We start from the raw sequence: 13,765 nt of genomic DNA on the forward strand, positions 1-13,765 counted from the left end.
AAAAATATTACTTTAGTTTTTATAATACGGGGTGCGGCAGGGTGCATTCCAATATTTGAGCAGTTCATCATCCATACGGGCAATAAAGAGCTGGAATCCGGCCATTTCCTGTACTGTCAGCACTTCACCAACAATATTGGCAACAACTTCAATACCCTTTTCTGCCAGATAATGACAGCATTTACGGAAAACGATCAGTTGTTCCATCAGCGTAGTAGCGCCAACGCCGTTAACGATAACCAAAAGTTTTTCACCTTTTTTGATATCCAAATCTCTCAGAAGGGCATCTATCATAATAGCTGCAGTTTCATCAGCAGTTTTCATTTCAGTCAAGCCACCGCCGCCTTCACCATGCTGCCCCATGCCGATTTCCATTTTACCTTCTTCGATCTGAGCAATGACCATATCCGTAGCCGGATGAGTAGCGCCTTTAGCTGCAACAGCGATCGTAGCCATATTGTCAGCAAATTTCTGTGCAACAGCGGCCACCTCTTCCAAAGACTTACCTGCAGCAGCTGCTGCGCCGGCAATTTTATACAACGGCACACAACCGACTAACCCGCGGCGATCGTCAGCATTACTGCGCGGAGCATTGGCTATATCTTCCTGCGTAACAACTTTTATTACGTTCAATCCCAGTTTTTTAACCTGTTTCATTGTCAGATTACCGGTCAGCATATCGCCGGCATGATTCAAAACAACAAACAAAACACCGTGGCCTTTATCTGCCATTTTGATTGCTTCTATACAGGCCTGCGGGCCAGGAGCGGCGAAAACATTACCAGCCACGGAAATATCTACCATACCTTCGCCGACAAAACCGCTGATAGCAGGCTCATGGCCGGTACCACCCAAAGTGACGATCGTAACGCGGTCAGCATCTTTCAATTTATTATTTACAACCAGGTTGCCATCTTCAAGATGGATGATATCCTTATTGGCAAGAGCCAGACCTTCCAGTAATTCACTGGTCAGATTTTCGGGATCGTTAATAAATTTTTTCATGCTTTTCAACCTCCAAAATTTTATTTGTTTCCGCACCTGCGGAAAATTAAGCCTTTTATAAGGCCTGCGCCATACCGTTGAATAAAATAGCTATGGATACAGCACCGGGATCTTTAGTACCGATACTGCGCTCACCCATATTTTTAGCGCGGCCGAATCTGGCAACCATAGTACTGGTCTGTTCCGCACCAGCGTCAGCAGCTGCAGCCGCAGCTGTCATGATTTCTTTTAAGCTTCCTTGTGTTTCAATAATGGCATCGATAGCCGGATACAGCGCATCGACCATAGTCTTATCACCGGGCTTTGCTTTGGAAATATCCATAAAATCTTCTTTGGCCTGCGTAAACATTTTCCGCAGCTCTAAATCAGTCAGTTCAGCCTGATCGTCTATTCCTTCGGCCATCCCTGTAAACACCGTACCCCAAAGCGGTCCGGCGCTGCCGCCGTTGATACCCATAAAAGCGTCGCCCAGCTCATCCAGCAAGACCCTCATCGTATCAATAGTAGTATCTTCTGTTTTTTCTTTCATCACATCAGCCATTCTGCCAATAGTGATTCCGTGATCACCGTCGCCAGCCACACTGTCAAGCTCACATAAATATTTACTGTTAGCTTTCAGCTCTGTACCAGCACGATTCAACATTTTTCTAAGTAAAGGCAAAGTCAGCATTTCCGATCACCTCACAAATGTATTTACCGTAATTTTAACATTTGTCAGAACATTTGTAAATTAATTTTCAGACAATTTGCGACATTTTCACATTATAACTTCTGGCAGAATTTGTAATTTTATAAAGCTTTTATCAGGCATTATTGTAAACGATTAAACAAGCAGTGTTAGCCGCACTATATACTTTAAAAGTATAAACTAAAATTATTATCATTTTTATTCCTGAAAATTTATGTAAGGGGACTTTTTTATGTCCGTTGACTCTGTCAAACAAAAGAATATATCAAAGACATTGACGCTCTGGAATTTTTTTACAATCGGGTTCGGTGCGATCATCGGTACCGGCTGGATTTTTTTAGTCGGCGAATGGATCATCATCAGCGGAGGACCAATTCCGGCCATGCTGGCATTTTTACTGGGGGCGCTGCTTTTACTGCCTATCGGAGCTGTATTCGGAGAGCTTACAAGCGCTCTGCCTATTGACGGCGGGGTAATAGAATATGTTGACCGCACCTACGGTAAAACAGTATCTTTTATTACAGGCTGGCTGCTGCTGCTAAGTAATATTATCATGTGCCCATGGGAAACGATTGCTGTCTCCACCCTTTTTGGAACCCTGTTCGGAGATATGTTTCCCTGGCTGCGTTCAATCAGGCTCTACAGCATTTTAGGTGCCGATGTATACCTTTTCCCAGTACTGATAGCGCTTTGCCTTTCAGGATTTATCATCAGACAAAATCTGCACGGCCCAAAAGCAGCAGCTAAAGCCCAGTCTTTCCTGACTAAAGCGCTGCTCGCAGGATTACTGCTGGCCATTATCAGTGCTTTTGACAAAGGCAGTCTTGCAAACTGGCAGCCGCTTTTTCTTCCGGTCAATGAGTCGACAGCACATACTCAGGCCACCTCTCTCTGGACCGGTATTTTTGCCCTGCTTACAGTAACGCCTTTTTTCTATACCGGGTTTGACACTATCCCGCAGCAGGCAGAAGAAGCTGCTCAGGGCTTAGACTGGCACAAATTCGGCAGAATTATCAGCCTTGCACTTTTATCTGCAGCTACCTTTTACATTATCTGTATAGCAGCTTTCAGCAGTCTTATCCCCTGGACAAGTTTTGTCAAACAGCCTTTGGCCGCTCTTGCCTGTCTTAAGCACATCAATTTTAATTTATACTTTCTCATGCTCTGCATAACTGTTTTGGGAGCGTTGGGTCCTATGAACTCCTTTTATGCCTCATCCTCCAGGATTTTACTGGCTATGGCCCGAAAAAAACAACTGCCTGCAGCCTTCAGCCCCTCCGACCACTCTCAGGCTATTGCCAAATCTACACATATTCTGCTCAGCACAAGTATCGTTCTCGCCCCTTTCCTGGGAAGCAATATGCTGCTGCCTCTGACAAATGTTGCTGCCCTGACCTTCATGTTCTCCTGTATGATGGTCAGTCTGGCCTGTTATAAAATGCGCAGCAGCGAAGCAAATCTATACCGCCCCTACAAAGTCCCTGGCGGCAAAGCGGGTATCAGTGCTGCATGCTGCGTCAGTTTTCTCATTATTGCTGCCATGCTGCTGCCCGGCACCTCTGCTTCGCTGAGTAAAACTGAATACCTGGTGCTGACAGGATGGACTGCTTTGGGGCTGCTAGTTAAAAGCCTGCATCTTTATAAAAAAAATAAGGACTGCCGTTAAAACGGCAGTCCTTATTTTTTCCCCCAGAGTAATGACAACATAACCGAAACACTAAAAACATTATCAGAATGGCTGACTGAAAATTCACCATTATATTTTTCAACAATCTTTCTAATATTAAACAGGCCTATACCACAATAACGCTCATCAATCTTCACTGTTCTGTAAATATTATTCTGTTTTTTCACTTCACCAGTAAACGAATTAGCGATATCAATGAACAGATAATCTTTTTTGATATTGACGTTAAGAACAATAAATTTTTTCCTGCCCGGTTCTACGATTCTTTCACATGCCTCCACGGCATTATCAATCAAATTTCCAAAAAGAATACACAGATCCACGTCAGCGATATTTAACGAAGGCGGTATAATTATACTGCATTTTAAATTTATACCACGGTTTTCCAAATTAGCCAAACCATTACTGAGAATGGAATCAATAACTATATTCCCACTGTAAATAATGCCCTGCAAGCCTTTATTACAGGTATAAAGTTCCTTAATATATTCCTTAGCTTCTTTAGCATGACCACTGTCCAAAAGCGCATATAGACAGCTAATATGATTTTTGATATCATGCCGCAGACTCTGTAATTCGCGCTGTGATATATCCAATCGTTCATAGTGACGGCGCTGCAGTGACAGCAATTCTTCCATTACCGATGACTTTTCTCCGGACATATCCAAAAGAATATTTTTTTCCAGAAGGTAGAAAAGACTGATTGATGCAGAAAACAAAAGTACTGAAGTATAAATATAAAAGACCTGTATCCCAGCGGCAGATCCAAACCCAATATTTTTATGGGAAATAATGATTACTGAAATCATCACAGTCAGTGGAAACAGATATGAAATTACAGCATAAAGTAAATTTTGCTTATTCAGCCTCAACTCGCGAATACAAATCGTACCCCATAAACTCAAAACAAACAGTATACATGCCATCATCTGCGACCAGGGATCCATAACAATGCGATAATTAATCAGCTCCCGCGGCAAAGTCTGTTCACCCCAGGCCAAGGCAATACCTGTCATAGCCGTTTTACATGCATAATTCATAATAACAAACAGTAAGGCAATCGTAATCTTATTCTGTAAAGAATCAGAAAAGAAAACAACAGCAATAATTGTAGCAAAGAAAAAATAATAAGCAGCCGTCGAAAACATGGGACTTTCATTTACATAAGAAAACATCTGGAAAGTAAAATAAAATATCACCCCCAGCCAATAATACCTCTGTCTTACTGAATTACGAGTCAAATAAGTATTGAAAAGACGATATCCGATCCACGTCTCAGCCGCAGATAAAATCACATAAGCGATCCATTTCAGCATAATATCCATATCAAATATTTTCCTTCATATAGGATAGGAACTGCTGCCGCAATTCTTTGCTGCGATGCCTGCTAAGCGGCAATTCCTCTCCATTTTCTAAAGTAACAGTATCTTTAAAAATATTACGTATATGTTTTAGATTAACAACATAACTTTTATGAATCCTGAAAAAACTCTGTTCACTCAGTGACTCCTCCACCTCACTGATTTTCCCCGTAAAAGTTGTTTTTCCCCCCAGATGGCGAACCGATAAAGTGCGCATATTAGATTCGAAATAATAAATATCAGTAGTTTTTATTTTAAACAATCCTTTTTCATTGGTAAAACTGAAATATTTATTCTGTAACCTGGCTATTGATGTCAAAATAGTCCGTACTTCCTGTAAAAAATAAGCTTTATCTACTGGCTTCAAAATATAACGATAGGCATTTACCTGATAACCGTCCATCGCATATTCAACAGTTCCCGTTACGATTAAAATCGGCACTTCGCTGTCATATTTCCTGATCAGCCTTGCTGTTTCAATACCATTTAATGGCTTCATCAGCATGTCCAATATGATGATATCAAATTTACGCCCCCGTTCATACTGATGTACCAGTTCCCGTCCGTTCAAAAAAGGCACACTTTCCAGCTGTAATCCCGATCTTTTGATCTCTGATAAATAACCGGTCAATATTTCTACAGCCTGCCATTCATCATCGCACAAAGCAATATAAAACATCTTCTCACCTCCGTTCCTAACTGGTAATTATATTTTTATTATAACATCTGCATCTTGAACTAATCGCTACGATTATGACACTGGAAGTGCCGATTTTGCTGCCATAAAATTTAACCCGTACCTGATATTACATCGAATATATCAATTATGAAATTTTTGTCGTAACACGATTTACTTTAAGCTATAGTAAAGCTGTACAAAGTTACTACCCTTCTCTAAATTATTCGAATATTTAGACACCGTTTCATGTTTCTCATTATCTTCACTCAAAGGAGGGCTTTTACATGTCAGCATCAAACCAAAAAGGCAGTATGCAAAAAACACTGTCACTCTGGAATTTTTTTACAATCGGTTTCGGAGCTATTATCGGAACCGGCTGGGTTTTGATGGTAGGCGACTGGATGATCATTGGTGGAGGTCCTGTAGCAGCTATGATCGCCTTTATTATTGGAGCTGTATTTCTACTGCCTATCGGAGCTGTATTCGGAGAACTTACTGCAGCAATCCCTATTTCCGGCGGCATCGTTGAATATGTAGACCGTACTTATGGAAATACCATGTCCTATATTACCGGCTGGTTCTTGGCTTTAGGCAATGCAATCCTCTGTCCATGGGAAGCAATTGCTATTTCAACGCTCGTTTCAGATATGTTCGGAGATTTATTTCCAATCCTCCGTTCAATTAAGCTCTATTCAATTATGGGCGCTGATGTCTACCTGCTTCCCACTGTTATTGCTCTGAGTTTTGCTGTTTATGTAATCATCCAAAATTTTCGTGGTGCTTCCGCAGCGGCAAGCCTACAGGCATTTCTTACTAAAGCCCTGCTCTGTGGAATGATTCTTGCTATGGGTATCTCACTTGTTAAAGGCGGCCCTGAGAACATCCAACCAATTTTTGCCAGTGTTGAAGGTGCGGCTTCATCAACTTCAGCTTCAACTATGTTTGCCGGTATCATCTCGGTTCTTGTTATGACACCATTCTTTTACGCAGGTTTCGACACTATTCCTCAACAGGCAGAAGAAGCCGCTGAAGGTCTCGACTGGAACAAATTTGGGCGTGTTATCAGTCTAGCACTGCTAGCCTCCGGCGGTTTTTATATGGTCTGCATCTATTCCTTTGGCAGTATCATACCCTGGACTGATTTTGTAAAAAGTTCTGTTCCTGCTTTAGCTTGTTTGAAAACAATAAATATTTTTTTGTATATCGCAATGCTCTGCATTGCCACAATCGGGCCTATGGGTCCCATGAATTCTTTTTATGGTGCTACAAGCCGTATTATGCTTGCTATGGGACGTAAAGGCCAACTGCCCAGATCTTTTGCTGAAGTAGACCCTGTTTCAGGAACTCCCAAAACAGCTAATATTCTCTTAGCCGTTTTAACTGTTATCGGCCCATTTCTAGGAAAAAAGATGTTAGTACCACTGACTAATGTCTCAGCTCTGGCTTTTATTTTCGCCTGTACTATGGTCAGTTTCTCCTGTTACAAAATGCGCCTTACAGAACCTGATCTTCCCAGACCTTATAAAGTACCAGGCGGAAAATTTGGCATCTCACTGGCCTGTCTTGCAGGATCACTGATCGTACTTCTGATGATAGTTCCCGGAAGCCCCGCTACACTAAATGCCGTAGAATGGAGTATCGTTTTGGGATGGCTGGCTATAGGCCTGATTATCAAAACTTTGCACCGAAATAAAACCTCTGGATCTACAACAATTTCGATATCCATAGATGACACACAGATTCATAAATAACTTTAATTAAAAACCATATTCACAAAAAATAATCAAGGGGGTATTTATCATGAAAAAAATCGCTTTAGTTGGAGGTTATCTCATTGATGGCACCGGTAGAGAACCACTTGTAAACTCATTAGTCTTGGTCGAAGGCAAAAAAATAACCTATGCCGGACCTGCCAAGCAAATCTCTCCTGAATATGAACAGATCGATATTAATGGCAAAACTATCATGCCAGGACTTATTGATACGCACTTGCACTTTTCCGGCAACTTGACCGATGACGATACCGAGTGGGTTTTAGAAGATCGCGTTCAAAAAACGGTAGTAGCTGTACAACAGGCCCACGAATGTTTGGAAAATGGTTTGACTACAGTCGGAGAAATCTCTTATTCAGGCCTTGCAATCCGAAATATGGTAGAAAAAGGTGTTATGCAGGGACCACGTGTCGTCGGTACAGGATTAGGCTTCTGCCGTACCTGCGGCCACGGAGATTCTCATAAACTTCCTATTTGGTATAATGAACAATCTCATCCATGGGCTGAACGTGTAGACGGCCCCTGGGAACTGCGTAAAGCTGTCCGCAAAAGACTGCGTGAAAATCCTGACGCTATCAAAATATGGTCTACCGGCGGCGGCATTTGGCGCTGGGATCAAAAATTAGACCAGCATTATACCTTTGAAGAAATCAAGGCTGTCGTTGACGAATGCAATATGGTCGGTATCCCAGTCTGGTCTCACGCCGAAGGTTACGGTGGCGCCCTTGATTCTGCAAAAGCCGGAGTTCATCTGATTATCCATGGACAGACCTTAAATGATGAATGTCTTGATATCATGGCTGAAAAAGGGATTTACTTCTGCCCAACAATCCAATTCCTTAACGAATGGTTCAAAACATACGCGCCGCCATACATCCCAGAGGTACACGATCAGTATTCCGGAGCAACTGTTGCAGAAAAAGAACTGAACCGTGTTTACGCCAATCTGCGTAAAGCAAAATCCAAAGGCATAGGGTTAACCATTGGCTCTGATAGCTTCTGTTCCAGCCTTACACCTTACGGGACCACTGCTATCGGCGAAATGTATTCTTTCGTAGAAAAAGCCGGCATTTCAGAAATGGATACTATCGTTGCAGCAACAAAAGTAGGTGCTGAAATGCTGAAGGTCGATAAAATAACCGGCACTTTAGAAGTAGATAAGTTTGCTGATATCCTTGTCCTAGATGGCAATCCTTTAGAAAATATACGCGCTGTTGCAGTTAACAATATGAAAATTATCATGAAAGAAGGTACAATCATAAAACAATAACCTTCTGCAGCTACTTGGGTAACATTATCATCCTCCTACATAAGTTTCTCAAGCAAACGGAAGGGAATTTCCCTTCCGTTTGCTGCTTTACAGTAAAAAAGTCTGCCGCATAAGCGACAGACTTTCATAAAAAAATATTTTCTTATACAGTGCCTTCTTCCAAAATTCCCAGCTTACGGCGCCAGTAACGTGAATAAACCGCCCCAGCAGGATTATTTGCTAAAACCCTGTCCTTAGTAATTATACTGGAAACCGGCACTTTGGATTCCATGGTAAAAAGCATATCGTGACCTACGCAAAGCCCTACGATAAAATTCAATTCTGTACCGCCTTCATTCAGCAGGCGGGCCTGCACTTTAGGATTACACATAGCTTCACGCTGTCCGGGTTTGATTTTTTCCAGTTCCAGCAGATCTTTATCAACGGAACAGACTTTGCAGCATACTGATTGAACATCCAGCCCTTCCTTCTTAAAATACTGGACACAAAAATGAGCTTCATTGGCTAAACCGATGCAAAAGGCTATCCCGACTTTCTTTACACCCATCTCTTTAGCGAAAAATACGCTTTCTTCCAAACGTGTCATTTTCAAATAATTGCGGCTCTCTGTCGCAGACGACGCTCGCATCATTTTTTTATCTTCGTCGGTATAATACTCGCTGATTTCTTCATGAGTCAGACGAGTACAGTTCTGACCGCTGGTATAACATTTGTGATGAGGGCAAAAAGCACAGTTCATAAGTCATTCCTCCTATCATAGGCTGATGTTTATCTGTAAGTATTCGCCGCTCAAACAGCAAATCCTTTTTCTAATTTTAATATAGCAAGCAACAGCTCTGATTTCCTGCTCTGCAACACTCTTTTAACTGGAAATAAATCCTAATTTATGATATTATAGTTGTTGTATTTTTCAACATTTATCCTTACGTAAAATCTATTTTTATAAGCAGGTAAACATGCAGCAGAATTCTTTTTCTTATCCGGCCATGCTGGACTTAAAAAATAAAAAATGTGTCATTATCGGCGGTGGTAAAGTAGCCGTCCGTAAAGCGCTGCCATTGATCGAAGCAGGTGCGGACCTGACTGTAATCGCACCTGCGGCTGACCCGCAGCTGTTGACTTTAGCAAAGACCGGACTGCTGCAGCTGGAACTGCGCGCTTATGCAGACAACGATCTCATTGATGCTTTTGTAACGATTGCAGCAACCGACGATTTTCATATCAACAGAAAAATCGCTGCTGCTGCACCCTGTCTCTGTAATGTTGTTACAGAACCGTCATTAGGTAACTTCAGTGTGCCTTCAACCGTAAAAAACGGGGCTTTGACATTTACTCTGTCTACCGGAGGTATGCCCGCTTTGACGCGGGTACTGTCACAGGACCTTAGGGCATATTATGGCTCTGATTTTGCCGAATTCAACGAATTCTTACAACAGCTTCGACGAGAACTGAAAACAATAGCTACTACACCTGAAAAGCGTACTGCTTTCTGGCGTCAGACTTTAAACCAATCCGTCATCGGCCTGCTTCATGCAGGTAAGCTTGACCAAGCAAAGGAGATCATTACTGATGCAGCTAATCGTTTTAGGCTTGAATCACAAAACAGCCCCCGTTGAGATCCGTGAACGTTTCAATTTTTCACAGGATAGAACGGTTCGTGTGCTGCGCCGGCTGCGCAATAACGACAACCTCAACGAAGCAGTTTTACTTTCAACCTGCAACCGTACTGAACTTTATATGGTGCTGGAAGATCCTGCTGCCGGATTACATTTTATCCGTACTTTGCTGCGCCATCTGGCAGGCGAACAATATAAACCCGACTATTTCTATAATCTGACCGGCATTAATTGCGTCCGTCATCTGTTTAAAGTCGCTTCCAGCCTTGACTCACTCATCATCGGGGAAGGCCAGATCCTGAGCCAGATTAAAAATGCATATCATCTGTCCCGCAGCTGCGGTATGACAGACACTTTGTTCAACACCTTATTTAATCGTGCTATCGCCGTCGGCAAGCGTGTACGTACAGAAACAAAGATCGCCTACAGTTCTGTTTCTGTTTCTTCCGCCGCGGTAGATCTGGCTATCGACGTTGTCGGCGATCTGACTAAAGCCAATATTTTAGTATTGGGTGCCGGCAGAATGAGTGAACTGACCGCCCGCCATTTGATTGATAAAGGCGCTAAAACTATCTTTGTCAGTAACCGTAATCTGTCTCACGCTCAAGAACTGGCAGAAAAATTTAACGGTACTGCGATCCCGTATAACGAATTTATGCATCAGGCGATAACCTCTGATATCATTATCACTTCTACAGGAGCGCCTCACTATGTGATAACAGAACAGGGTGTACGCGATATTATTCCTAAACGCAGCGGCAAACCGCTTATTTTAGTTGATATTGCCGTTCCCCGTGACGTTGATCCTCTGGTTGGAGATATAGAAGGCGTTACCCTGTATAATATCGACGATCTGGAAGGCGTTGTCGATATGAATAAGAATTTCCGATCTTCTGAAGCCAAGGTGGCTGAAGCAATTATTGACGAAGAAATAACGGCACTGAAAGAACGGCTGCGCTATCTGACGATGCGGCCTGTAATGGTGCAGCTGCATGAAAAAATGAATTTTCTGCGGCAGAAGGTTTTAAAACGGGCATTTGCCAAACTGCCAAATCTTACTGATAAAGAACGCCGTATCATCGATATCATGACTCAGCGCCTGGAACACAAATTCCTGCGCGAACCAATGACAGCTATGAACAGTGCTGCCGGAACGGCAGATGAAGAACGTTACAGAGATATGATCTGCGAGTTATTTTTACTCAACGATTCGGGAGAGGACTATATAGGTGATGAAAACAAATTTGATTATTGGGACTAGACAGAGCCTGCTGGCTCTGTGGCAAAGCAATCATATTGCCGACCTTCTGCGCAGGCAATATCCGGAATGTACTGTAACTTTAAAAAAAATCATTACCAAGGGAGACCGTATCCTTGATGTACCGCTGGCCAAAATCGGCGGCAAGGGACTTTTTACCAAGGAACTGGAAACTGCTCTTCTAGAAGGTGAAATTGATCTTGCCGTCCACAGTCTGAAAGATATGCCTACTGTTCTGCCGGAAGGCCTGTGCCTGACAGCGGTTACCAAGCGGGCTAATGCTGGCGACGCTTTTGTCAGCAATAAATATGCTTCTATCGAAACACTGCCGCAGGGAGCAGTTCTGGGTACTTCCAGTCTGCGCCGCAAAGCCCAGCTTTTGTCAGCACGCCCGGATCTGAAAATCGTAGATTTACGAGGCAACGTCGATACGCGTCTGCGGAAGCTTGACGACGGCCAAATGGATGCTATAATCCTTGCTGCGGCAGGATTGACTCGTCTCGGATATACCGATCGGATCAGAGAAATAATCCCCCATAATTTCTGCTTACCCGCAGTTGGACAAGGCGCTTTGGCAATCGAATGCCGCACCGATAATACAGAAGTAAGAGCTATGCTTAATTTTTTAAATGACCAGCCTACCAAACAGGCTACTGATGCCGAACGTGCTTTTTTAGGGCTCATTGAGGGCGGCTGCCAGGTCCCTATTGGTGTACATGCTGTCACTGAAGGAGATGCTGTATCTATTGAAGCAATCATCGCATCTCTGGACGGAAGCACTGTTTTACGCGATACGATCAGAGGCCAGGCTGTAAATGCTGCAGAACTTGGAAAAGAACTTGGCAATAAAATGTTAGATCAGGGCGGCCGTGCAATTCTCGCCGAGATCATGTAAGGAGAGAAATTAATGACAAAACAGGGAAAAGTTTACTTGATCGGTGCAGGCCCCGGTGATCCCGGTCTGCTTTCAATCAAAGCCATGGAATGCTTGCAAACAGCCGACGCTGTCGTTTACGACCGTTTGGCAGATCCGAGAATTTTAGCTTATGCTAAAGACGACGCAGAAATGGTCTATGTCGGTAAAGCTTCTGCCAACCATACAATGCGTCAGCCAGATATCAATAAACTGCTGGTAAAGCTGGCAGCCGAAGGTAAGACTGTTGCCCGCCTCAAAGGCGGTGATCCTTTTGTTTTCGGACGCGGCGGTGAAGAAGCTATTGAACTTTTAGAAGCCGGACTGCCATTTGAATTCGTTCCCGGCGTAACTTCTGCCATCGCAGTTGCCGAATACGCAGGCATTCCTGTCACCCATCGTCACGTAGCCACTTCCTTTGCAGTCATTACCGGCCACGAAGACCCTACCAAAGGCGAATCAACTATTAACTGGAGCGGTCTTGCTACCGCTGTTGATACTTTAGTTTTCCTGATGGGTGTCGAAAATCTTACTAATATTACAAAAAATCTCATCGCCAACGGGCGCAGCGCCGATACTCCGGCAGCAGTCATTCGCTGGGGCACCAAACCGGAACAGCGCACTCTGATCACTACTGTCGGTACTGCTGCTGCCGACGTTGCCGCGGCAAATCTGAAACCGCCGGCAATTTTTATCGTCGGTAATGTTGTCAAACTGCGCGAGCAGCTGCAGTGGTTCGATAACAAACCTCTCTTTGGCAAAACAATCGTAGTAACCAGAGCCCGCGCGCAGGCCAGTGCTTTGACCAGACAGCTGGAAGCCGCTGGTGCTCGTGTAATCGAGGCGCCGGCAATCAAAATCATACCCCCGGAAGATTATACCCCGCTGGATAAAGCAATCGAAAACATCAAAACCTACAAATGGCTGATCCTGACCAGTGCTAACGGCGTTACCGCTTTCTTCAATCGCCTTGATAATGCCGGATTAGATTCCCGTTCCCTGTCTGACATCAAAATAGCCGCTATCGGCAGTGAAACGGCGAAAGCTTTAAAAAACTATGGCATCTCCGCCGATTTAGTGCCCCCAGCCTTCAAGGCTGAAGAACTGGCCGAAACCCTGTCAACAGAAGTGCAAGTTGGTGATAAAATCCTGCTGGCACGCGCTAAAGTAGCCCGTGAAGTATTACCGGAAAGCCTGCGTGCTTTAGGAGCCAGCGTTGATGTTGTAACTGCCTATGAAACTGTTACCGCTCTGGATAACAAAGAAGAATTGCTGACTGCTCTGCAAAACGGAGAAGTTGATCTTGTTACTTTTACCAGTTCCTCAACTGTTACTAATCTTTTGGCATCCTTAGGCGATCAAAGAGAACTTATCAATAATATTCCAGCAGCGGCTATTGGCCCTGTTACCGCCGAAACCTGCCGCCAAAATAATCTTGAACCTGACATCATAGCTGAAACATTTACTATTGCAGGTTTGACAGACGCTATTCAAAGATATTATAAGGAGTGATCAG

12 protein-coding genes are annotated in these 13,765 nt (G+C 43.5%); 7 read left to right on the forward strand and 5 right to left on the reverse strand.

The features are described from left to right. Nucleotides 1-12: 12 nt before the first annotated feature. Together C8D73_RS05430 and dhaL are read right to left on the reverse strand one after the other, a co-directional pair. On the reverse strand, nt 13-1,005 hold the full coding sequence (locus C8D73_RS05430) for a dihydroxyacetone kinase subunit DhaK (RefSeq protein WP_021718707.1): 993 nt from the start codon (nt 1,003-1,005) through the stop codon (nt 13-15). A 55-nt stretch (nt 1,006-1,060) separates the two neighbouring features. Next, nucleotides 1,061-1,675: a dihydroxyacetone kinase subunit DhaL gene (gene dhaL, locus C8D73_RS05435; RefSeq protein WP_046430580.1), complete on the reverse strand. Its 615-nt coding sequence runs from the start codon at nt 1,673-1,675 to the stop codon at nt 1,061-1,063. Between the two features lie 250 nt (nt 1,676-1,925). On the opposite strand from dhaL, the gene C8D73_RS05440 reads away from it, so the two are divergent. Continuing rightward, on the forward strand, nt 1,926-3,359 hold the full coding sequence (locus C8D73_RS05440; RefSeq protein WP_021718709.1) for an APC family permease: 1,434 nt from the start codon (nt 1,926-1,928) through the stop codon (nt 3,357-3,359). A gap of 11 nt (nt 3,360-3,370) precedes the next feature. Here the strand turns inward: C8D73_RS05440 and C8D73_RS05445 are convergent, their stop codons facing one another. Both C8D73_RS05445 and C8D73_RS05450 read right to left on the reverse strand, forming a co-directional pair. Next, nucleotides 3,371-4,705 (reverse strand): ATP-binding protein, encoded by a 1,335-nt coding sequence (locus C8D73_RS05445; RefSeq protein ID WP_021718710.1) that lies wholly within the window; start codon nt 4,703-4,705, stop codon nt 3,371-3,373. A 1-nt stretch (nt 4,706) separates the two neighbouring features. After that, nucleotides 4,707-5,420, reverse strand: coding sequence for a LytR/AlgR family response regulator transcription factor (locus C8D73_RS05450; RefSeq protein ID WP_113077567.1), 714 nt, complete (start codon nt 5,418-5,420; stop codon nt 4,707-4,709). 284 nt (nt 5,421-5,704) lie between these two features. Here C8D73_RS05450 and C8D73_RS05455 point away from each other — a divergent pair, with 284 nt between their 5' ends. Further along, entirely contained in the window at nt 5,705-7,171 is a 1,467-nt protein-coding gene (locus tag C8D73_RS05455; protein ID WP_021718712.1) for an APC family permease, read from the forward strand. A 49-nt stretch (nt 7,172-7,220) separates the two neighbouring features. Further along, a complete protein-coding gene (locus C8D73_RS05460; RefSeq protein ID WP_021718713.1) occupies nt 7,221-8,462 on the forward strand; it encodes a metal-dependent hydrolase family protein in 1,242 nt (413 codons plus the stop codon). Between the two features lie 142 nt (nt 8,463-8,604). Here C8D73_RS05460 and C8D73_RS05465 read toward each other — a convergent pair whose 3' ends face one another. Beyond that, on the reverse strand, nt 8,605-9,201 hold the full coding sequence (locus C8D73_RS05465) for a DUF1847 domain-containing protein (protein ID WP_113077568.1): 597 nt from the start codon (nt 9,199-9,201) through the stop codon (nt 8,605-8,607). A 217-nt stretch (nt 9,202-9,418) separates the two neighbouring features. On the opposite strand from C8D73_RS05465, the gene C8D73_RS05470 reads away from it, so the two are divergent. Genes C8D73_RS05470 through cobA form a run of 4 tightly spaced genes read left to right on the forward strand, consistent with a single transcriptional unit; the run spans nt 9,419 to nt 13,761 of the window. After that, a complete protein-coding gene (locus tag C8D73_RS05470) occupies nt 9,419-10,078 on the forward strand; it encodes a precorrin-2 dehydrogenase/sirohydrochlorin ferrochelatase family protein (RefSeq protein ID WP_021718715.1) in 660 nt (219 codons plus the stop codon). Beyond that, entirely contained in the window at nt 10,032-11,339 is a 1,308-nt protein-coding gene (gene hemA / locus C8D73_RS05475) for a glutamyl-tRNA reductase (protein WP_021718716.1), read from the forward strand. Before C8D73_RS05470 ends, hemA begins: the two co-directional genes overlap by 47 nt. Further along, nucleotides 11,311-12,231 carry a hydroxymethylbilane synthase gene (gene hemC, locus C8D73_RS05480; protein ID WP_021718717.1) on the forward strand — a complete coding sequence of 307 codons (921 nt, stop codon included), beginning with the start codon at nt 11,311-11,313 and terminating at the stop codon, nt 12,229-12,231. Before hemA ends, hemC begins: the two co-directional genes overlap by 29 nt. Before the next feature lie 12 nt (nt 12,232-12,243). Further along, nucleotides 12,244-13,761: a uroporphyrinogen-III C-methyltransferase gene (gene cobA / locus C8D73_RS05485; RefSeq protein ID WP_113077569.1), complete on the forward strand. Its 1,518-nt coding sequence runs from the start codon at nt 12,244-12,246 to the stop codon at nt 13,759-13,761. Nucleotides 13,762-13,765: the final 4 nt, after the last annotated feature.

Origin of the sequence: Phascolarctobacterium faecium DSM 14760, assembly GCF_003269275.1 — a bacterium.
Taxonomy (GTDB): Bacteria; Bacillota; Negativicutes; order Acidaminococcales; family Acidaminococcaceae; genus Phascolarctobacterium; species Phascolarctobacterium faecium.

Excerpts from the sequence above, each read along its gene's own strand:
- C8D73_RS05430 (WP_021718707.1), bottom strand. The coding sequence starts at position 1,005 with ATGAAAAAATTTATTAACGATCCCGAAAATCTGACCAGTGAATTACTG.
- dhaL (WP_046430580.1), bottom strand. The coding sequence starts at position 1,675 with ATGCTGACTTTGCCTTTACTTAGAAAAATGTTGAATCGTGCTGGTACA.
- C8D73_RS05440 (WP_021718709.1), top strand. The coding sequence starts at position 1,926 with ATGTCCGTTGACTCTGTCAAACAAAAGAATATATCAAAGACATTGACG.
- C8D73_RS05445 (WP_021718710.1), bottom strand. The coding sequence starts at position 4,705 with ATGGATATTATGCTGAAATGGATCGCTTATGTGATTTTATCTGCGGCT.
- C8D73_RS05450 (WP_113077567.1), bottom strand. The coding sequence starts at position 5,420 with ATGTTTTATATTGCTTTGTGCGATGATGAATGGCAGGCTGTAGAAATA.
- C8D73_RS05455 (WP_021718712.1), top strand. The coding sequence starts at position 5,705 with ATGTCAGCATCAAACCAAAAAGGCAGTATGCAAAAAACACTGTCACTC.
- C8D73_RS05460 (WP_021718713.1), top strand. The coding sequence starts at position 7,221 with ATGAAAAAAATCGCTTTAGTTGGAGGTTATCTCATTGATGGCACCGGT.
- C8D73_RS05465 (WP_113077568.1), bottom strand. The coding sequence starts at position 9,201 with ATGAACTGTGCTTTTTGCCCTCATCACAAATGTTATACCAGCGGTCAG.
- C8D73_RS05470 (WP_021718715.1), top strand. The coding sequence starts at position 9,419 with ATGCAGCAGAATTCTTTTTCTTATCCGGCCATGCTGGACTTAAAAAAT.
- hemA (WP_021718716.1), top strand. The coding sequence starts at position 10,032 with ATGCAGCTAATCGTTTTAGGCTTGAATCACAAAACAGCCCCCGTTGAG.
- hemC (WP_021718717.1), top strand. The coding sequence starts at position 11,311 with ATGAAAACAAATTTGATTATTGGGACTAGACAGAGCCTGCTGGCTCTG.
- cobA (WP_113077569.1), top strand. The coding sequence starts at position 12,244 with ATGACAAAACAGGGAAAAGTTTACTTGATCGGTGCAGGCCCCGGTGAT.